Genomic DNA, 21,426 nt, shown 5'->3' with positions numbered 1-21,426 from the left:
GACACTTAATTTTCAAGGAAGGTGTTTGTAATTTGTTTTATGATCGTTTAAATTATTCTTTCATGTGACGTCAGTATTTTTCAATACTTAAGTCTATGAATTTCTGGTTTTCAGATATTTCTGCCATTCCCAAACTGTTCTTAGAGCTTCTTCAAGCGAGGTTTCAGACTTCCAGTGGAGCTCTTTCTCGGCTTTATCTGGATTAGCATACGCAATAGTAATATCTCCCTCTCTTCTGCCACATATCTGATAAGGCACTTCTACATGATTGGCTTTTTCAAATGCTTTTACCACTTCCAGTACAGATGAACCCTTTCCTGTTCCCAGATTGTAGATATCTATCACAACATCCGATGAAGAATCATCAATGAGTTTCTTTAATGCTGCAACGTGTGCTTTTGCAAGGTCAACAACATAGATATAATCACGAACGGCAGTTCCGTCCTCTGTAGGGTAATCATCTCCCCAAATATTTAATTTTTCTCTTATTCCTGAAGCTGTTTGCATCACATAAGGTACTAAATTATTAGGAATTCCTATAGGCAATTCTCCCAGCTTTCCGGATGGATGTGCCCCGATTGGATTAAAATACCTTAATAGCGATATTTTACTGTGATAGGCTTTTGCAAAATCAATCAGGATCTGTTCTCCCATTTGTTTTGTTTTCCCATATACACTTTCAGGCATTTTCAACGGAGTATTTTCATCTATCGGCATTACATCTGCCTGTCCGTAAACGGTACACGATGAGCTGAAAATAAAATTGGAGATCTTTCTTGCTTTAAATTCCTGAAGAATATTAATCAAAGAAAACAGATTATTCTCATAATAATCTACAGGAATGATCTGGCTTTCCCCTACCGCTTTAGAGGCAGCAAAATTGATACAACCATCAATCTGGTGCGCATCAAAAACCTGAGTAAGAAGTTCTTTTCTTCTTAAATCGAAAGGATAAAAAACAGGTTTTTTACCGGTAATTTCCTCAATGTTTTTTAAAATAAACCTTTCCGTATTGGATAAATCGTCTATAATAACCACTTCAAAGCCGTTATTAAGAAGTTCTACTACAGTGTGAGAACCAATATATCCAAGGCCGCCGGTAACAAGTATTGCCATTTTTATTTTTTAATCTTTGTGTTTCTTATCATTATACCTTGAGATTTGTCTATAAACTTTCGTTACAAAATTTATATTTTCCTCGTCCGAAATATTATTATTGTTTATTGAAACAGAAATAAGTTTGTTTTCTATTATCCCGAATAAAAATATTGTTTTTCCTTCCTTAACAGTCACTTCCCAAAGAATCTCATTTTTATCTAGATCTTTAGAAATTTCCTTAACTTCAGCTCCCACAGAGTTGCTTTTCCAGTAATCAAAATCCCATTTGTAAAAAGCTTCCAAAAGCTGTTCTTTATTCAGTTCAGGATTATAAAAATCCATTTTAGATGCATTTCTTACTGAAACCTGAATATTATTTTTTTCTTTATCCACAAAAAGATATTGTCCGGAAACCTTATTCAGATTGCGAAGTTCAACCTCTTTAGGAAATTTAATTAAGAGATCATTAATAGCAAACCTATTTCCACTTTGAGCAAAAATAAGCTGGCTAATAATAAATGCTAATGAAAAAAAAGCCTTATTCATTATTTATTTCATAAACTCAAGCACTGCATCTGTAATATACTTTAGCTGCTCTTCGTCTAATTCTGTATGCATCGGTAAAGAAATTACCTGATCCAAAAGCTTATCAGTATTCACAAAGTCTGCTGCATTACTTTCCTGGAAGTACGCTTTTTGTTTTCTCAACGCCACAGGATAGTAAATCATTGCAGGAATTTCTTTTTCCGATAAAAACTTCTGAAGCTCATTACGTTTTCCATTCAGAATTCTTAATGTATACTGGTGGAATACATGAGTAGAGTTCTCGGCTCTTTTGGGAGTCAGGATGTTTGGATTTCCTCCAAATGCTTCATCATAAAAATCTGCTGCTCTTCTTCTTGCTTCGTTATAAGAATCAAGGTGAGGGAGTTTCTTTCTTAAAACCGCTGCCTGAATACTGTCCAAACGTGAGTTTACCCCTACCTCATCATGGTAATATCTTTCATACATTCCGTGGTTTACAATTCCTCTTAAACGGTGAGCTAATTCATCATTATTGGTAAAAATAGCACCTCCGTCTCCATAGCATCCCAGGTTTTTTGAAGGGAAGAAAGAAGTGGTTCCCACAGTAGACATTGTTCCTGCCTGTTTTACCGTTCCGTCGGAAAAAGTATATTCTGAACCGATTGCCTGGGCATTATCTTCAATAACATATAAATTATGCTCTTCAGCAATTTTTAAAATTTCTTCCATATTGGCACACTGTCCGAAAATATGCACCGGAATAATCGCTTTTGTTCTGGGCGTAATTGCTTTTTTAATCTGTTCAGTAGAAATTGTGAATGTATCATAATCTACATCTACCAATACAGACTTTAATTTAAGCAGATGAATTACCTCCACTGTTGCAGCAAAAGTAAAATCAGCCGTGATAATTTCGTCTCCTTCTTTCAGATCCAAACCCATCAGGGCAATCTGTAATGCATCTGTACCATTGGCACACGGAATCACATGTTTTACTTCTAAATAAGACTCCAATTCATTCTGGAAAGACTTTACTTCAGGACCGTTAATAAATGCCGCAGAATCCATTACATTCAAAACTGCATTGTCTACATCATTCTTTATTTTGTAATACTGACTTTGCAAATCAACCATCTGAATTTTTTTCATATACTAAATATTTCTGTAAAAATAAGGAATTTAAAATCCTATCAAAAATTTTATTGATTTTGTTTTTATCTTTATACAAATAAATTTTATGAAAAAACTTTTACTCTTTTGTTTCCTAACAGGTTACCTAACCGTTTCCGCACAAACGGAGCTTGTTTTTGTTTACTTCACGGATAAGCCTAATAAAGCTGCTTTTTATGCCAATCCGCTGTCAGAGCTCAGCCAGAAATCACTCAACAGACGTACGACGCTGGGAATACCGCTTAATGATCAGGATGCTCCTATTGAACAGTCTTACCTTCAGAATCTTCAAAATTTGGGATTTGTTGTGACAGATTACTCAAAATGGCTTAATGGAGCAGCAGTAAATGCCACTCCGGCACAAAAAGCGTTACTTCAGGCTCAGTCTTTTGTTTCCTCTGTTGAAAGTTTTGCCAGAAACAGCTCTAATACCACTGTGAAAACATCATCAGGAAAATGGAAAGATGATGCCAGTATCAATAAGACACTTACTAACTTCAATTATGGATCAGGGGCAGGACAAATCGATCAGGTCAATATCCGGCCGCTTCATCTGGCAGGCTATACAGGAACAGGAGTTTCCATAGCGGTAATTGATGCCGGATTCCCAACAGTGAATACAGGAGCTGCCTTTACAAGATTATGGACGAATAATCATATTAAAGCTTCTTATGATTTTGTTACCAAAACCGGAGATATTTATAATACGGCTCTCAGTACTCATGGTTCTGTTGTGTTAGGTGTTATCGGGGGATATCTGCAAGATGTTTTTGCAGGAGCAGCACCTGATGCTGATTTTTATCTTTATCGCAGTGAAAATGCGGCTGTAGAAATTCCCGAAGAAGAGCTATACTGGATTGAGGCGGCTGAGGAAGCAGACAGAAAAGGAGTTGAAATCATTACCTCATCATTGGGATACAATATTTTTGACGAAAGCCGTTACAATTATACGTATGCCAATATGGATGGCAATACCTCCTTTATTGCCCGCGGAGCAGGCATTGCTGCTGAAAAAGGTATTTTTGTTCTTGCCGCTGCCGGTAACGCCGGACAACAGCCGTGGCATTACCTTATGACACCCGCTGATAACGCTAAAGTATTTTCTATCGGGTCTGTAGATTCTGCCGGAAATGCTTCAGGGTTTTCTTCTTTCGGGCCTAATGCTCTCGGGGTGGTAAAACCGGACGGAAGTACCCAGGGAACCGGTACAACAACCGTTTATGATAATGCTACCTTAATTGTGAATGGAACTTCAATTGCGACTCCTATTGCAGCCGGCGGTGTTGCATGTCTTATTCAGGCGTTTCCAACGATGAACAGAGAGCAGATGAGAACAAAGCTGAGACAAACAGCATCACTTTATCCTGCACATTCCGATCAGATGGGATTTGGGATTCTTAATTTCGGAAGCTTATACAATCTTGTTCTGAATACATCTGAAATTGTAAAAAAAGAAACGTATTCTATCTTCCCGAATCCTGCAAAAAACATTCTTAATGTAGCATTAGAGCAAGAAGTTCAGTCCCTGGAAATATATGATAATCTGGGAAGATTAATCAGAAAAAGCAACCAGCAGAAATCTATAAAAGTGGAAGATTTTGCAAAAGGAACCTATTATCTGAAAATTCAGACGAAGGATAAGGTTTTCTATGAAAAATTCTTAAAGGAATAATTTTGTTTCTCGCAGATTATTCAGATTGAGCAGATTTAGTACAACATAAACATCTGTGTGCTCTGCTTAATCTGCGGGAGAAATTCTTTTAATACAGCATACAACAATATGTTTGGGCTAAAACCTGGGATGGATCAATAAAAAAAGAATGGGCTTCCTTCGACTGCGCTCAGGATTATAACCCATTCCTATTGATATACTATTGTACGACAGGTACAAAACTTTCGTAATAATTTATGCAGAATTTCTGCTCGCATTGATATTCCCGAATAAAGAACGTGTCACCAGTTTTTCATAAGCTTCTTTATTCCCTTCTCCTTTCTGAATTTTCATCAAAGCATACTGCTGGATACTTAACAACGGAAGCACAATCTTCTCACGGATTTTTACAGATTTTCTGGATAACGGATCTTCTTCCTGAAGCATTTTGAAGCCTGTAAGCTCCAGCATAATATCTCTGGAAAGCTCGTATTCATCGAAAAGAATATTCCAGAATGCTCCAAATTTCGGGTTATTTTTAATATAATACGTCAATGGGAAGTAAGACTTGTTCATACTCATCATAGAGTTCAAAACTAAAGTTTTAAAGAAATCCGAACCTTTGTACAGTTCTCTTACCTCTTCAAATCTGCCCTGCTCTTTCATCTTTTGCATCGCATATCCAAAACCGAAAAATCCCGGTACATTCTGTTTTAATTGTGACCATGAGCCTACAAAAGGGATGGCTCTCAGATCTTCAAATTTAAGCTCGCTTCCGTTTCCTCTTTTTGAAGGGCGGCTTCCGATATTCGTTTTTCCGTAATATTCAAGCGTACTCATTTCCTGAAGGTAAGGTACAAACATAGGATGCGCTTTCAGATCCGAATATTTTTTATAGCTGATATCTGCAAGCTCTATAATCAAAGCTCTTTCCTTTTCTGTAAGTTCTTTTTTTGAATTTTTAAATACATCATTTTCAACACCTGCTGTCAGAAGCTGTTCAAAGTTGTATTTTGCCTGCTCCTTGTTTCCGAAAATACTGGTAATCGTCTGTCCCTGAATGGTTAATTCAATCTTATTATTGGCAATCGTTTTTCCCTGGGAAGCATAGAAATCGTGGGTTTTTCCACCTCCTCTTGCCGGCGGGCCTCCCCTGCCATCAAAGAAAACAACTTTAATATTATTCTGTTCCGAAAGTTTTGTGAGTACTTCTTTGGCTTTATAGATTTCCCAGTTGGCTTTTAAATATCCACCGTCTTTGGTTCCATCCGAGAATCCAAGCATAATCGTCTGCTGATTTCCTCTTTTTTCAAGATGCTTTTTATAAACAGGATTATGATACAGTTCATTCATTACATTTTCTGCATTGGCAAGCCCTTCCATGGTTTCAAAAAGCGGAACAATATCCATATTGATATCCTCATCCTTATAACCACAAATTTTAAAGAATGCATAGACATTCATAACGTCTTTTACGGTATCAGAATTGGAAATAATATAGCGGTTCATGCCTCTCAGTCCGTTCAGATTCTGAATATCTGTAACCTGTGAAACCGTTAACAAAGTATCTTTTACAATGTCTTCGAAATCTTCAGGATTTACTGTTTCTGAAATCTGAATAAGTTTGTTGAACTTCTGCTCGTAATCAGCCTCTTCATTTCCATATACTTTTGCATAAACCTCATCAATAACTTTCTGGTGAATTCTGCTGTCCTGACGGATATCCAAGGTTGCAAAGTGAGTACCGAAGATCATCACACGGTCTCTGAAATTAATCAAAAGATCTAAAAACAAAGAATTATGTTCGTTTATTAATATTTTTTCTGCCTCATTAGCTTTCTTTAAAATGTCTTCTGCTTTAATACTTTTCCCATCAAAAATGGCAGCATACAGCTCTTCACTTAATTGGGTTAACACTTCGGATACGCCTCTGAAACTCAATCTTCTTCTGATAAATTTTAAGTGGCTATAGTATGATTTCAGAATAGCCGAACGAAGTTCTTCCGCTACTCTTTTCGTTACTTCTGCTGTTACAAAAGGATTTCCGTCTCTGTCACCTCCCGGCCAGAAACCAAGCTGGATAATATCTTCATGAAGGTGAAAATGACCGTTCCCGAAAGTCTTTTTGATCTTCGTAAACAGTTCGCCAATGGTATCATAATATACATATCTCAGATAAGAAATAATACTCAGCGCCTCGTCTATTGGAGTCGGTTTTTCTTTGTTGACAAAAGGAGTTTTCCCCAGCTGCTGCAGAAGCGTATCAATCTGAGTCACCGAATCATGGGTAATAGCGCCTCTCAAATCCTGAATAATTCTCTGTACCGAACTTGGATAAAACTGAGTAGGGTGCGCAGTAAATACAACCTTAACGCTAAAATCTTTTAATTTTTCGCGTACTTTTTCAATTTTATGATCCTGAAAAGAACGTTCAAAGAGATTGGTTACCGTACCGTTATCACTTTCGGAGTGAAGGTTGGGAAATGCAGCATCCTCAATACTATCGAACAAAACAACCTGTCTTTCTATATATTGTATGATCTTGAAAAGCAGTTCCAGTTTCTGCTCTTCCGTCTGAAGATCGGTATGATTCTTAAAAAATTCTTCGACGATATTTTCAGGAGTTTTTCCTGCTTCATAGCCGGTTCTGCTTTCCTCATAAAGAAATGGAAGCAGCATTCCGATATTCGTCATTTTATCATAAGGCAGGCTCATAAATAATGAATTATAGATCTGGAACTTATTTTCCACAATCTGCCTGAATTTTTCTGCGCGTTGGTCGTGTATCATAGTAACAAATGTAAGAGATTTTAAAATGAGTTGGATTGACAAATGACAAAAATTATTGCCGAAATGCAAAAAAACAATATTAATTATTTATATTTTGGTCGCCTATTAATCAAACACAAATGAAACAAAAATTCGGTACCATATTTTTTTCAATTCTTACAATTATCTCTTTGACAGTTGGACTTTTTTTTCTGAGGCAAGAATTTATTTTTTCCGTAATCTTCTTTATTGGCTCCTTAATTTGTGGAATTTCTGCGATTCAGGAATATTTATATCATAAAAACAGAAACATTCTAATTGATAAAACAAAAGTTCCGGATGAAACTCATATCAAGTATTCAAAGTCAAATAATTTAACGAGTATATTAGGTTATACTGTTTTAATAATTCTAGGTTTTTATCTTTTAAATATCATTGGATTTGATTATAAAAAGTTCAGTAGAAGGGATTATTTTATGCTTATTGTCTCAGGAGTACTCATCTTTGGGTATGTTTGGAAAACTATAAAGAGAGTTATTCAAATATTATCAAAAAAAGTTTATTTACTTATCAATAATAAAGGTATTGCTCTAGATGGAGGATCATTAATGTACTGGAATGAAATCAGGAATGAGAAAATAATTACAAGAAAGGAAATCTCTGATGATTCCAAATATGAAACTGAAGTAAAATATATTTCTCTCTTTCATAAATCGAAAAGAATGGAATTAAAAATTGATGAACTTGATATTCCAGACTATGCTTTAGAACAATATCTGAAAATATATAGAGACCGTTTTAATCAAAGTAATAGTAAAGATACCATCAAGAAATCAAATATAGAATCTCAATCGGTATTTGAAAATATTATGAATATTGAAGAGTTACTTTCTCTAAGTGAGAACGAACTAGACAAGGAAATCAAAAACATTAATGCTCTTGCTAAAAAATACCCTCAAGATCTTCCTAAATACTGTAACAATATTTTAGACTTTAAAGAAAGCAATGTAAGCTCCATTTATTTTGCTTTGTCTGAAAACTCAGATAGTTGGGGAGATTTCCTAGCCAATGAATTTATAAGGTTATTCGAAAAAGCTAAATTAAATAATGATGATAAAATATACGACATTCTGGATGAAATCATTTGTGATTATAAGTCCTCTTATTCTCCAAAAGTAGCTGATTATCTTTACAACCAGTTTAAGAATCCTACAGACAAGGTCAGGCTAAAAGCATTGTGTTATATTGATTCTTGGATGGATTTGGAAAATATTCAGAAAAGTGATTATGCTGTACAGAAAATTGTAAAAATGCTTAAAGATGACAATTGGAAAGTCAGATGGATGGCTAATGATATTCTTACGGCATTTAAAATTTTTCAGAAAAAGGAAATTGAAATATCTTTTATAGATAAAATAAAAGCGAAGTACGGAAACCCATACGAAATTGAATAAGCTTCAATTTTCCTACATTTGTAAGAATGCTTACGCTTAGGAAATTTATTTAAATTAGAAATACCATGAAAAAAATATTAATATTCCTCTTAGCAACACTTCTGTTCATCTCTTGTGAAAAAGATTGTTACAATGCACCATTGCCCATCATTTTTGAGTTCGTCAATTCCAATAATGAAAATCTTATCACCAATGGAACATTAACAACTTATTCTATTCAGGATGAAAATAATGCCAGTGTGCAATTATCCAAAACATCCGATAATAGAGTCCTTTTAGAAAACGTAGGGGCTTATAATGGAACAAAAAAGTATAAATTCTTTTCTAATATTAAAGACATGGATTTTTCAATTCAGTCATCAGAATTTAATGGAGGTTGTGATGGCTATCAAATCAATAAATTAACGTTTACAGGCATAGGTATTGATGTAACTGCTGAAAAAGGATATTATAAAATTGTATTGGAATAATTCTCTTTCTTAAATTTGTACAGTCAACACATTCTCTATGAAAGTAATCATCGCATTTTCCCTGATTCTCTCTAATCTGCTTTATAGTCAGATTAAAGTTCCTGATGATTATAAAAAAATTCCTGATATTCTTGATACTGCAGAATACCTCTATCCTTTCATAGTTCCTGATAAAGAGTATGCTTACTGGCGCGTTCTCAGCAATGATATGGATTATGAAAAAGCAGTTATCTATGAAAGCCAGGCTCCTGATTTTATGACGATCAATGAACCTGTTCCTGAAAGAGGTTTTTTCCAGAAATGCATCGGGAACAATTGTTTTTCATACATTCTGGCTTGTAAAAACGAAAGATCTGTTTATTTTTCCAATGAACAGCAATTGAGAGATTTTATAGGAACTGTTGATAATCTTCCTGAAGCGATTTTACTGGCCAAAACGTATGGTTATTCGGTAGATACAAGCAACCGTTTTACCGGAGCTTATAAAATAGACAACCGTCATGTTTCTATGTATCTTATGCAGTCTAAGGGCTGTCCGGCTGTGAAAGAGTCTTTTTTAATTACAATCAACAGAAAAACCGGAAAGCTGGAAGCGAAAAGTAATGGAGTATATACGAAAGATGAAAACTGTACTTCTCTGTAACTACTTTGTTGGAAAATAGTAAGCTTTTTAGGCTGATAAAGGTAATTAAGGGAAGATACTTTATTCTTAGAACTCTTCTATTTTGGATTTGAAAAGTTATCATCTAAAAACAAAAGGGCTGCTTGCCTCAATAGCTTTCATAAAACTGAATGATAGCAATTTTAAAATTTCATTAACTCACTTTTCTTTTTTCATTCCGTAAATTTGACTTAAAATAAATTTAGAACAATGCTTAATTTCGAATTTAAAAACCCTACAAAAATACTTTTTGGAAAAGGCGAAATCGCTAAAATATCCAAAGAAATTCCCAAAGACGCAAGAATATTAATGATTTACGGTGGTGGAAGCATCAAAAACAATGGTGTTTACGATCAGGTAAAAGAGGCGTTGAAAGACCATGATTTATATGAATTTGGTGGAGTTCCTGCCAACCCTGAATATGAAATTCTGATCAATGCCCTAAGCTTTATCAAAGAAAAAAATATTACTTACCTTCTTGCTGTAGGGGGCGGATCTGTAATTGACGGTACAAAATTTCTTTCTGCAGCAGCCAATTATGATGGCGAACCATGGGAAATTCTGAGAAAGTCGGTAAGAACATTTGAAGGACAGGGAATGCCTTTCGGAAGTATTTTAACATTGCCTGCAACAGGTTCGGAAATGAATTCAGGTTACGTTATTTCCAGAAGAGAAACCAATGAGAAATTATCTTCAGGAGGACCTGGACTTTTCCCGCAGTTTTCTGTACTGGATCCGGAAGTCATCAGATCTATTCCGAAAAATCAAATCGTGAACGGAATCACAGATGCCTATACTCACGTTTTGGAGCAATATATGACGGCTCCTTCTTCTGCTGACCTTCAGGAAAGAATTGCAGAAAGCATTCTGATCAGTCTACAGGAAACCGCTCCTAAAGTATTGGCTGATGATTTCAACTACGATGCTGCCGGAAACTTTATGTGGTGCTGTACAATGGCTTTGAACGGACTGATCCAGAAAGGAGTCATTACAGACTGGGCAGTACATGCAATGGGACACGAGCTGACAGCATATTTCGGTATTGATCATGCAAGAACCCTGGCAATTATTGCACCTTCTCATTACCGTTACAATTTCGAAGATAAAAAAGGAAAACTGGCTCAGTATGCTGAGAGAGTTTGGGGAATCAAAGAAGGAAGTGTAGAAGAAAAAGCTGAACTGGGAATCAAAAAACTGGAAGAATTCTTCCACAGTCTTCACATCAAAACCAGACTTTCCGAATATACAGAGGACTTTAAAGGAACTGCTGAAAAAGTTGAAAAAGCTTTTACGGATAGAAACTGGCTTGGCCTTGGAGAATATAAAAAACTGACTCCGCAGGACGCGTATAAGATTGTAGAAATGAGCTACTAGGAATTTAAAGTTTAAGGTTTAGTATTTTACATTCTGACTGAAGCCGGAGTGGCTTTTAATTGTATAGGAAGTGGGCTTTTGTCCGCTTCTTTTGATGTTAGATTGAGGGACAATATCTTTTGTATTTAAATCAATTTTTTATTTTTTAAAGTAATTTATCTGCTTGAAAATACTGATTTCATTCTCAAAATTATTTAATTTACAAACATTCGTTTAAAAATTCACTATTTCATTATAAATATTTCAAATTTATTTATATTTTAGCATATTCTTAAATTTGTGAAAATGAAAAAACAGCTACTTTTATTTGCCTTTTCTGCCCTGGCGCTTACTTCTTGTAAAGATGACAATCTCGAAGCTTATGATATGGAAATCATGAAGGGAGATTGGAAGGAAGTTAAAAGAGAAATTATTTCCGGAAAAGATAATAAAACAGTGCTTCAAACGTATCCAAACACCGGATGTGCAACCAAAAATACTCTTTTCTTCAGAACAGATTATTATGTGAGCTATACAGCGTATACAGGAACAGGTGCAGACTGTCAAATGGATCAGAAAAGTGAGGGAAGATACACTTATGATGCTGACTCAAAAGTTATTGGAATTAAACTTGGTGATGAGGGTACGGTAAATTACAGAATAGATGTATTGACAGGCAAAAATTTAAAAATGGCTCAGCAATCAGGACTATTTGATATGGACGGAGATAAAATTCCCGACATTCCTTATATTACCTACGAAAGATAAATCATAAACTCCCGATTAGCGGGAGTTTTTTATTACTTTTATAGTTAAATTTAAAACTGAATATAATGAAGAAGATTCTATCAGCATTTCTATTGCTGTACTTTGCTATTGCCTTTTCTCAGGAGAAAAAACCCATGTTCTGGCAAGACATCCAGGAGTTTAAAAAGCTTGACCAGCAAAACCCGCCTCAAAAGGATGCTATCCTTTTTCTGGGAAGCTCATCATTCACAAAATGGAAGGATGTAGCAGATTATTTTCCTGGTAAAACCATTATCAACAGAGGGTTTGGAGGATCAAGACTTACGGATCTTAATGATTTCGCGAATGACCTTTTAGCTCCTTATCAGCCCAAACAGATCATTATTTACTGTGGCGAAAATGATTTTGCAGACAACCATCAGCTAAAAGCAAAAGTAGTCGTTAACCGGTTCAAAAGTTTTTACAGAAAAATACGTGAAAGATTTCCTGATATTGAGGTAGATTATATCTCTATTAAATACTCGCCAAGCAGAGAAACGATCTGGCCGCAGATGAAAGTTGCCAACAAAAAGATTGCTGCGTTCATGAAAAAAGAACCTAACGCAGAATTCATTGATGTAACGAAAGCAATGGAAGATGCTAATGGAAAGGTGAGAAAAGATATCTTTGTGGAAGATATGCTTCATTTTAAGCCGGAAGGATATAAAATCTGGACTAAGGTGATCACTCCTTATCTTAAATAAAAAATGAGCTGGATTTTCAGGATGAGGAAAACTTGCTTTAAAATAAAAAACGATTCCCGTATCAGGAATCGTTTTTATTTTATTTCTTTCTTTTCGATTTCGAAATTGCCTTCTGCTGAGCTCTGTTGGCTCCAAACTTCTTAGGTGCTTTTCTTTTGGAAGGTCCACCCCAGTTTTCTTTGGTATTTTTAGCCTTTTTCTCATGGAATGCTCCACCGCCATCATTCAGTTTTACCTGTGCAGGATTTTTCATAACGATCTGCTCTTCTTCAGCGGCGATCTTTTTAGGATTGATCTTAACTTCCTCAGGGAATTCATTAAATTTCAATGCCTTATCCATCAACAGCTCGATATCCAGAAGTAAAGGTTCTTCTTTTTTCGTTACAAAAACCAAAGCTGTTCCTTCTTTATCTGCTCTACCCGTTCTACCGATTCTGTGGATATATTGTTCCGGAATATCGGGCGTTTCAAAATTGATTACATGGGTAATATTTGAAATATCAAGACCTCTTGCCATTACATCCGTCGTAATCAAACCTCTGATCTCTTCATTTTCAAACCTTTTCATTGCTTTTAGTCTGTAGTTTTGTGATTTATTCGAGTGAATCACATCAAACTGTTCAGGGAAAAGCTCATCAATTTTAGTAAAGAGCAAATCGGCATGTCTCTTATTATTATTAAAAATCAATACTTTGGACATATCAGTATTAGTCTTCAGTAAATGTTCAAGTAAATTGATTTTAGTATTAAAGTTTTCAACTTTGTAACCAATCTGCTCTATTTTCTCAAGTGGCGTTCCGGATTTAGCCAACGAAATTTCAATTGGACTGGCAAAATACACATCCAGCATTTCATCTACCGCTTCCGTCATGGTTGCAGAGAAAAGGATATTCTGCCTCTTCTCTTTCATCATCTCAAAAATGTGAGTAAGCTGTGGTCTGAACCCCAGGTTAAGCATCTCATCAAACTCATCAATAATCAGCTTTTGAACTTCTTTCAGAGAAATAGCGTTGTCTATAGAAAGATCCATTACTCGTCCCGGTGTTCCTACCAGAATATCGCAGCCATCGTTGAACAATAGTTTTTGAGTATTGATATTTTTCCCTCCGTATATTCCGATTACTCTTGCAGTGATATTTTCTGTCAGTTTTTCAAGGATTTCCGTTACCTGCACCACCAGTTCTCTTGTAGGAACAAGCACCAAAACAGTTGGGTTTCCTGTCTTGCTGTATTTCCAGGTTTTCAGAACGGGTAAAAGATAAGCTAATGTTTTCCCGGTTCCTGTCTGCGCAATTCCCATTACATCTCTTCCCGAAAGTATAGGCTTTAAGCTCTTCTCCTGAATTGGAGTAGGTTCAAATAATTCCAGATCCGCTAAAACATCGAGAATTTTAACCGGAAGGTCAAAATCCGCAAAAGTGAGTTTTTCCATTTTGCAAAGATAGGTATTTAATTTTGTAGTATGGAAGCAGGAGTTTTTGAAGCTGGAAGATTATCAGAATTTCTGATCAAAATGGTGTACCGTACAGGATCATCCAGCTATTTCAATTCACCTTTACACTATTGCTTTTGATTTTAATATCATCATCTATCCATTTGCTGGAAGTAACGATAACATACCCTTTCTTTTTCGGATCTTTTCTGATGGGAAATTGATCTTCTTCCCACTGATTACAATGGGTTGAGATAGGAGGCACTAATGGCTTCCAGTCCGTTTTATCCAAAGTATACACATAAAACGGATGCCAGCAGCTGGTACACCAATTCGGATAAAAGCCGATCTCTTCTTTCCCATCGCCATTAAGATCTCCCAGATTATACAGACTTCCCTGGTTTGCGGGTATGATTGTTATAGACTTTATGTTTTTATCACTGAAATAAATCGTTGTTTCACACTTTCCTTCACATTCCTCGCCACAGTCGCTGACTTTTGTGTAAGCGTATTCTTTTGTTCCGTTTCCATCAAAATCTCCCTGAAGTTTTTCTTCATTTCCTTGTTGAGCCATACAAAGTGAGCTGAATAAGGTGATGGATGTTATAATAAGTGTTTTCATTGTTGGCTGAGATTACGGGTTGCAGGTTTAACAGAGCGTTGAGTAAGAGACGGGATTTTTGGGTGGATAATTGGTTTTTAAATTACGCTTATTTTCTGGTTACCCTCAGCAGGATGATTACGATCAAAAGGATTGAAAAGATAAAGCCTAAAACTGCTACTACCGACAGTTCTCCGATTCTTGGTCCGGATTCTGATGAAAAAACGATAGCCGTGGCAATGATATTCGCTCCTAAAACCATGGCCAGAATCAGATTAATGACACTGGATTTGATCAGCTGATTGGTCTTCTCTATATTTTTGATTTCGCTGGAAACGGTGAATTTATTATCATCCAGTTTTTGAAGAACGGAACGAAGTTCTTTGGGGATTTCATCTACATTATCAGTGAAATTCATCATACGGTCCATCCCTGTTTTTAAAAGATTTTTAGGGCTTATTTTCTTGGTAAAAATCTTTTTGGTGTAAGGATGAAGACTTTTAACAATATCAAGATCGGGATTAATGCTCCTTCCCACCCCTTCTATCAGGCTGATTCCTTTGAATAAAAGATAGAAATAATCCGGCATATAAAGCCTGTTGTCTTTTAGAATATCCTTCATCTTGTTGATAATTACCTGTACATTAATATCTTGTAATGATGAGCTGTGAACAAAATTCAGAATTTCTTCCACATCATTTTCAAAACGCCTTTCATCCGGTATTTCATAGCTTATGGCCATTTTTTTGAGAGAACGGACTATTTTATGAGAGTTTTTGGCGACAAAGCTTACGATAAGATTTTCAAGAATTTCTTTATCATTAGGCTGAATTTTCCCAACGGCTCCAAAATCAATGAAAACAATTTTACCGTCTTTTCTCACTAAAATATTTCCGGCATGAGGATCGGCATGGAAAAATCCATAGTCTAAAATCTGTGATACAAAAAGTCTTAACCCTGTTTCTGAAACCTTTACAGGATCGATATCATTTTCCACCAGGGCAGATGTATCGGTTACTTTGATCCCATCAATAAACTCCATACAGAGAATATTGTTATTGGAAAACTCTTCGTAGACTTTAGGAACATAAGTTTCTTTATTGTTCTTAAAATTCACACGGAACTGCTGGATATTATTCTTTTCATTGATCAGGGAAACTTCTTCCAGTAAAGACCTTTCAAAGGTAGAAATAGCCTGTTTCAGATTCAGCTTTTCTCCTATTTCCGAGTAGGCAGATATCAGCTTTTCAATATCTTTAATCAAAAGTAAATCATCTTCAATGACTGACTGTACATTAGGCTTTCTCAATTTTAAAATCACAGGACTGCCATCCAGCAGAACAGCCTTGTAAACCTGCGCAATGGAAGCTGTAGCCAAAGGCTTTTTCTGAATTTCACGGAAATAATCTTTCACGGAAATATTAAATTCATTTTCCAGTGCTTCCTCTACATCCATATCTACTGTTTCCACTTTGTCCTGAAGTCTCTGCAGCTCCTGAATCAATTCCGGCGGTAATAAGTCTTCTCTGTTACTGAATGTCTGACCCAATTTTACAAAAGTAGGTCCCAGCTCTTCAAGAGCCAGTCTTATTCTTTCGTAAACGGTTCCTTTTGAAATGATTTCATCTGAATTACCGGAAGCTTCTTCCTGTTTATTTCCATTCATTCTGGCCAGAAGATCTTTAAATCCATATTTACTTAATACAGAAATTAGTCTTGCGGATCTTTTCAGTTTTCTTTGAGGCTTGTCAAACATAGTGTATCAATAGTAGGTGCAATTTACTCCAAAAATTGTTCCTTTATGAAAAGAATTATGACTACAACACCGACGAATAAATTAAAAATAATAACATATAATCAATATTTTAAAGAATAAAATACACCAATATCAATAAAAACACATCATATATTATAAAAATTAATATATTTACAGCGTACAAAATTAAAACAAATCAAAAGTATTAGAACATGAAAAATTTACGCAACAACAAACTTTCAAGAGAGCAATTAAAAGGAATTGCAGGAAGCGGAATCATTATCGGAAACTGCTCGAACCAATGCTGCCCTACAGACGGAAGACCAAAATGTCCTGGACTGATCTGCCCTGCTGTAGTATGTCCTGAGTATATGTAAGCTGCTCAAAGAAATTTTAGGTAAAATAAAAACAGAATGCTTTCGCATTCTGTTTTGTTATTTAAGATAAGTTTCATAAAGATCTTTTCTGCGGTCTTTCATCACCTGAACAGAACCGTTGTGATGAAGATCTTTCAGGAGATTCAGATCTACATCCACAATCAATGTCATTTCTGTATTGGGAGTCGCTTCTCCTTTCACGGCATTGGATGGGAAAGCAAAATCGGAAGGGGTAAATACGGCAGCCTGTCCGAACTGAATGTCCATATTATTGACCTTCGGAAGGTTTCCTACACAACCGGCAATGGCTACGTAGCATTCATTTTCAATGGCTCTTGCTGCGGCACAGTGGCGTACTCTCATATAAGCATTCTGAGTGTCTGTCAGATAAGGAACAAACAGGACTTTCATTCCCTGATCGGCTAAAATCCTTGGTAATTCCGGAAATTCTACGTCGTAGCAGATCACGAGACCTATTTTTCCGCAGTCGGTATCAAATACTTTAATTTCATTTCCTCCTTTCATTCCATAATATCTCTTTTCATTCGGAGTAATGTGAATTTTCCGATATTCGTCTATACGCCCGTCACGGTGCAAAAGATAGCTGACATTATACAAATCATTATTATCAAAAACAGGCATACTTCCGGAAATAATATTCACGTTATAGCTGATGGCCAGTTCTGAAATTTTCTTTTTGATTTCTTCAGTTAGTTTTGCCAGCTCTATCATACTGTCTCTCTCAGAAAGGTTGTTGAAAGGAGCTAATAAAGGTGTATTGAAAAGTTCAGGAAACAGGACAAAATCGGATTTATAATCTCCCATTACATTCACAAAAAACTCCACCTGTTCATAAAAGGCTTCAATATCTTTAAAGTGTCTCATCTGCCATTGCACGAGTCCCAGACGGATAATGCTGTCCTGCATGGTATTGGGTTTTCTGCTGTAATAAATGTTGTTCCATTGTAAAAGAACTGCATTTTCTCTGGATGCTTCATCTTCAGGAAGATATTTTTTCAGGATTCTTATTGGAAGAAAATTATTGGAAAGCTGGAAAGACAATACCGGATCATAAATCTCTTTATCTCTTACTTTCCGGATATATTCTCTTGGAGAAAATTCGTGGCTGTATTTGTGATAATTCGGGATTCTACCACCCAGGACAATAGATTTAAGGTTTAATAATTCACAAAGTTCTTTTCGGGCATCATAAAGCCTTCTTCCCAAGCGTAACTCCCGAAACTCAGGATCTACGAAAACTTCAATTCCGTAAAGAACATTCCCCGTGGAAGTATGGGTATTAAATGTATAATTTCCCGTAATATCACTGTAAGTATGGTCATCCCCGAATTCTTCATAATTGACGATGATAGAAAGTGCCACAGCAGCCAACTTTCCGTCGACAGTAATACATATCTGCCCATTAGGGAACATTTTTGTAAGCTTATCAATACTTTTTTTGGACCAAATGGATTCCGACATTTGCGGGTAGGCCCTTTTCATCGTTTCCGCCAGTTCATCATAATCCTGAAGCGTCAGGTTTCTTGTTTCTATTTGCATTTGATGTAATTTTACTTAAATTTAGGGAAAATATTTTACTTACATTCTTATACAAAGTACTTCCCCAACTATTTTACACAAAATTTAACAGTGGATATCACCGCAACTTTACAAACAGCAGTTTATTCAAATAATTACTGGAAACATTCTGACTTCAGGTCTGTCATGGAGACACTTATACCTCATTATAATATTGATATAGAAATGGAGGTAGAAAAAATATCTGTTCTGCGCCTGGAAAATAAAACCATCGGATATATCTGTTTGAATTATCCTCTGATTTTTATCGAAAGTCAATATGCTTTACAAATAAAAAATATTCTTCATTCATTTCATGATATAGAATACATTAGTTTTGATACTCTCTCTAATCCATATCTATCTGTAAATCCTGATATTTACAATGTTTATTTTGACTTTATGGAAAATTTGAATGCTTTTTCTGCTGAAGATTTTTATTTTTACAATGTCAATTAAAAATCATTCTCGTCCGATTAAATTAAAGATAATGAGCAGGCCGCTCCTCTGGAGCTATAATTTTAAAACAAATATGTCCTATTAACAGTTTAGCTCCCAGTGGAGCTGGATTTGATCCCGTCGGGATCTGCTGTTAGTAGAAAAAAAGAAGTTCCCATAAAAATAAAGCTCCGGAGGAGCGGCCTGTTAATCATGCTGTAAATATTGATATTTTCAATGTATTTATACTTTTTGTCGGACAGTAATGATTATATTAAATTTTTATTAGCTAATGAAACCATACGCAGTAACTTTACTCATAAGCGTCACCATTATTTTTATTTTAAGAATCTTTTACACAGATTCATCAGCCAATATTTCACATAATTTAAACTTGTTTTCAGCATCTGAAATAAAACCTCAGGAAGCAAAAAGTTTCATTTACTTTTACTTAATGATTACAATGTTAATAAATTACGTTATTTTCCATAAACATATACTCTTCAAGCTGGTATATTGCTTATTAATTGCTTTAAATATTTTATTTATCATTTCTTCATTGAAGCAGTTTTAATAGAAAATACCTTTTGAAAAAAGACAGATTTATATTCTCAAATCAAAGTTTAGTCTTATGATAGAGTTTATTATTTTGGAATTGAAAAATTAGACCTTAAGAAATTGCTAAGTAAAGGAAATTATAACTAAACAGTAATCCATGAAAAGAATTTCAACAATTAATCTAATGATATCATTGATTTATTTGATATTATCAATGTATTTCCAATCAGATTTTTTCCTTGAGTTTACTCCGGTTATTCTGCTAATTTTGATTATAAATTTTTACATCATTCATCAACATAACAAAAAAGTACTTTTGTATCTTATAAATGGACTGATCTTCTTAACATTAATCTATTTTTTAAGCATAGGAGTTATTTTAAGACAGGATTGGTAACAAAAAAATCCCACCCAAAACGGGCAGGATTATATCTAAATTCAAGTCAAAAATTATTCCCACTCAATCGTTGCAGGCGGTTTGCTTGAAATATCGTACGCTACTCTGTTGATTCCTCTTACTTCGTTGATGATTCTGCTTGAAACAGTATCTAAGAACTCGTAAGGAAGTCTGCTCCATGTTGCTGTCATAAAGTCGATGGTGTTAGCAGAACGAACTACAGCTGTATATTCGTAAGTTCTTTCATCACCCATTACTCCTACAGATTTTACAGGAAGAAGGACTACGAAAGCCTGAGATACTTTTTCGTAAAGGTCATTTTTGTATAATTCTTCAATGAAGATATCATCAGCTTCCTGAAGGATTCTTACTTTTTCAGCATCTACCGCTCCCAATACTCTGATTCCTAATCCAGGACCTGGGAAAGGGTGTCTGTATACCAAATGGTGAGGAATTCCCAATTCTTCTCCTACTCTTCTTACTTCATCCTTGAAAAGCTCTCTTAATGGCTCTAATAATTCGAATTCCATATCTTCAGGAAGTCCTCCCACATTGTGGTGAGACTTGATTACTGCAGATGGTCCGTTGACAGACTGGCTTTCAATAACGTCAGGATAAATAGTACCTTGGGCAAGGAACTTAGCGCCTTCAATTTTGTGAGATTCTTCGTCAAAAACATGGATGAATTCGTTTCCAATGATTTTTCTCTTCGCTTCCGGATCGTCTACTCCGGCTAATTTTGTTAGGAATCTTTCTTTGGCATCTACCATTTTAATGTTCATATGGAAATGCTCTCCATACTGATCCATTACTTTCTTCCCTTCATCCTTTCTCAATAATCCCGTATCTACGAAGATACAAGTTAACTGATCACCGATTGCTTTGTGGATCAAAACAGCGGCTACAGAAGAGTCCACACCTCCTGAAAGACCAAGGATTACTTTGTTGTCTCCTACTTTCTCACGGATTTCTTCAACTGTTTTCTCAATATAGTTGGTCAGTTTCCAGTTTTTCTCTGCGTTACAGATGCTGAAAACGAAATTTTCAAGCATTTTCCCTCCTTCTTCTGTATGAGATACTTCCGGGTGGAACTGAACACAGTAGATTTTACTTTCTTCGTTAGAGATAGAGGCAATTACTCCTGATTTTGCATTTAATTCAAAACCAGCAGGCAGTTCTCCTACTTCGTCAAAGTGGCTCATCCAAACGACTGAGTTCTGAGTTACTCCTTTCAATAAAGAGCTTTCTTTAACGATCTCAAGGTTAGCTTTACCATACTCTCCTTTTTCTCCTTTGTTCACTTTCCCTCCTAAAAGGTGAGCCGTCATCTGCATTCCGTAGCAGATTCCCAGCACAGGAACTCCCTGCTCGTATAATTCTTTTTCAACCAGGTGGGCATTTTCTGCATTTACAGAGCTTGGTCCACCGGAAAGGATGATTCCTTTTGGCTGTTTAGCTAAAATATCTTGTAATGGTGTATTGTAAGGCAAGATTTCAGAGTATACACCCATCTCACGGATTCTTCTTCCGATAAGCTGGTTGTACTGGGATCCGAAATCTAAAATAATAATACCGTTGTTCATTTTTGATAATTGATAAATGATGATTAATTATAAGCTTTAAGCAATAGGCTTCAGGCTATAAGCTT

18 protein-coding genes are annotated in these 21,426 nt (G+C 35.6%); 9 read left to right on the top strand and 9 right to left on the bottom strand.

What is annotated here, in order from left to right; genetic code table 11:
* Positions 1-93: 93 nt before the first annotated feature.
* The 3 genes from galE to ACODR7_RS00485 are packed head-to-tail and all read right to left on the bottom strand — an operon-like array spanning position 94 to position 2,772.
* Complete coding sequence (gene galE, locus ACODR7_RS00495) at positions 94-1,116, bottom strand: UDP-glucose 4-epimerase GalE (protein ID WP_488836383.1); 1,023 nt, start codon at positions 1,114-1,116, stop codon at positions 94-96.
* 9 nt (positions 1,117-1,125) lie between these two features.
* Positions 1,126-1,644: a hypothetical protein gene (locus tag ACODR7_RS00490; RefSeq protein ID WP_488836382.1), complete on the bottom strand. Its 519-nt coding sequence runs from the start codon at positions 1,642-1,644 to the stop codon at positions 1,126-1,128.
* A gap of 3 nt (positions 1,645-1,647) precedes the next feature.
* On the bottom strand, positions 1,648-2,772 hold the full coding sequence (locus tag ACODR7_RS00485; protein ID WP_488836380.1) for a DegT/DnrJ/EryC1/StrS family aminotransferase: 1,125 nt from the start codon (positions 2,770-2,772) through the stop codon (positions 1,648-1,650).
* Between the two features lie 88 nt (positions 2,773-2,860).
* Here ACODR7_RS00485 and ACODR7_RS00480 point away from each other — a divergent pair, with 88 nt between their 5' ends.
* A complete protein-coding gene (locus ACODR7_RS00480) occupies positions 2,861-4,465 on the top strand; it encodes a S8/S53 family peptidase (RefSeq protein WP_488836378.1) in 1,605 nt (534 codons plus the stop codon).
* A gap of 234 nt (positions 4,466-4,699) precedes the next feature.
* On the opposite strand, the gene ACODR7_RS00475 is transcribed toward ACODR7_RS00480, so the two are convergent.
* Positions 4,700-7,234 (bottom strand): phosphoenolpyruvate carboxylase, encoded by a 2,535-nt coding sequence (locus tag ACODR7_RS00475; protein ID WP_488836376.1) that lies wholly within the window; start codon positions 7,232-7,234, stop codon positions 4,700-4,702.
* Positions 7,235-7,353: 119 nt separating this feature from the next.
* On the opposite strand from ACODR7_RS00475, the gene ACODR7_RS00470 reads away from it, so the two are divergent.
* The 6 genes from ACODR7_RS00470 (at position 7,354) to ACODR7_RS00445 (ending at position 12,641) form a co-directional block, all read left to right on the top strand.
* Positions 7,354-8,667: a hypothetical protein gene (locus ACODR7_RS00470; protein WP_488836375.1), complete on the top strand. Its 1,314-nt coding sequence runs from the start codon at positions 7,354-7,356 to the stop codon at positions 8,665-8,667.
* A gap of 65 nt (positions 8,668-8,732) precedes the next feature.
* The gene (locus ACODR7_RS00465; RefSeq protein WP_488836373.1) at positions 8,733-9,137 is read left to right on the top strand and encodes a hypothetical protein; all 405 of its coding nucleotides are present in this window, start codon (positions 8,733-8,735) and stop codon (positions 9,135-9,137) included.
* A 37-nt stretch (positions 9,138-9,174) separates the two neighbouring features.
* On the top strand, positions 9,175-9,780 hold the full coding sequence (locus tag ACODR7_RS00460) for a hypothetical protein (RefSeq protein ID WP_488836371.1): 606 nt from the start codon (positions 9,175-9,177) through the stop codon (positions 9,778-9,780).
* A gap of 228 nt (positions 9,781-10,008) precedes the next feature.
* A complete protein-coding gene (locus ACODR7_RS00455) occupies positions 10,009-11,172 on the top strand; it encodes an iron-containing alcohol dehydrogenase (protein ID WP_488836369.1) in 1,164 nt (387 codons plus the stop codon).
* A 285-nt stretch (positions 11,173-11,457) separates the two neighbouring features.
* Positions 11,458-11,919: a lipocalin-like domain-containing protein gene (locus tag ACODR7_RS00450; RefSeq protein ID WP_488836367.1), complete on the top strand. Its 462-nt coding sequence runs from the start codon at positions 11,458-11,460 to the stop codon at positions 11,917-11,919.
* Positions 11,920-11,984: 65 nt separating this feature from the next.
* Positions 11,985-12,641, top strand: coding sequence for a GDSL-type esterase/lipase family protein (locus tag ACODR7_RS00445; protein WP_488836366.1), 657 nt, complete (start codon positions 11,985-11,987; stop codon positions 12,639-12,641).
* Positions 12,642-12,720: 79 nt separating this feature from the next.
* Here the strand turns inward: ACODR7_RS00445 and ACODR7_RS00440 are convergent, their stop codons facing one another.
* The 3 genes from ACODR7_RS00440 to ACODR7_RS00430 all read right to left on the bottom strand — a co-directional run bounded on the left by ACODR7_RS00440 (position 12,721) and on the right by ACODR7_RS00430 (position 16,430).
* Positions 12,721-14,073 carry a DEAD/DEAH box helicase gene (locus ACODR7_RS00440; RefSeq protein ID WP_488836364.1) on the bottom strand — a complete coding sequence of 451 codons (1,353 nt, stop codon included), beginning with the start codon at positions 14,071-14,073 and terminating at the stop codon, positions 12,721-12,723.
* Between the two features lie 112 nt (positions 14,074-14,185).
* Positions 14,186-14,695 carry a hypothetical protein gene (locus ACODR7_RS00435; RefSeq protein WP_488836362.1) on the bottom strand — a complete coding sequence of 170 codons (510 nt, stop codon included), beginning with the start codon at positions 14,693-14,695 and terminating at the stop codon, positions 14,186-14,188.
* An 88-nt stretch (positions 14,696-14,783) separates the two neighbouring features.
* Complete coding sequence (locus tag ACODR7_RS00430; RefSeq protein WP_488836361.1) at positions 14,784-16,430, bottom strand: ABC1 kinase family protein; 1,647 nt, start codon at positions 16,428-16,430, stop codon at positions 14,784-14,786.
* Between the two features lie 212 nt (positions 16,431-16,642).
* On the opposite strand from ACODR7_RS00430, the gene ACODR7_RS00425 reads away from it, so the two are divergent.
* A complete protein-coding gene (locus ACODR7_RS00425; protein WP_488836359.1) occupies positions 16,643-16,807 on the top strand; it encodes a hypothetical protein in 165 nt (54 codons plus the stop codon).
* 57 nt (positions 16,808-16,864) lie between these two features.
* On the opposite strand, the gene ACODR7_RS00420 is transcribed toward ACODR7_RS00425, so the two are convergent.
* The gene (locus tag ACODR7_RS00420) at positions 16,865-18,367 is read right to left on the bottom strand and encodes a nitrilase-related carbon-nitrogen hydrolase (RefSeq protein ID WP_488836357.1); all 1,503 of its coding nucleotides are present in this window, start codon (positions 18,365-18,367) and stop codon (positions 16,865-16,867) included.
* Between the two features lie 165 nt (positions 18,368-18,532).
* Between ACODR7_RS00420 and ACODR7_RS00415 the strand changes: the two genes are divergently transcribed.
* Positions 18,533-18,844: a hypothetical protein gene (locus ACODR7_RS00415; protein ID WP_488836355.1), complete on the top strand. Its 312-nt coding sequence runs from the start codon at positions 18,533-18,535 to the stop codon at positions 18,842-18,844.
* Positions 18,845-19,831: 987 nt separating this feature from the next.
* On the opposite strand, the gene guaA is transcribed toward ACODR7_RS00415, so the two are convergent.
* The gene (gene guaA / locus ACODR7_RS00410; RefSeq protein ID WP_488836353.1) at positions 19,832-21,361 is read right to left on the bottom strand and encodes a glutamine-hydrolyzing GMP synthase; all 1,530 of its coding nucleotides are present in this window, start codon (positions 21,359-21,361) and stop codon (positions 19,832-19,834) included.
* Between the last annotated feature and the right edge of the window lie 65 nt (positions 21,362-21,426).

Source organism: Chryseobacterium sp. FG46 (assembly GCF_057809135.1).
Note: the sequence above shows the minus strand (reverse complement) of the source record. Positions and strands in the feature narration are given on the sequence as shown.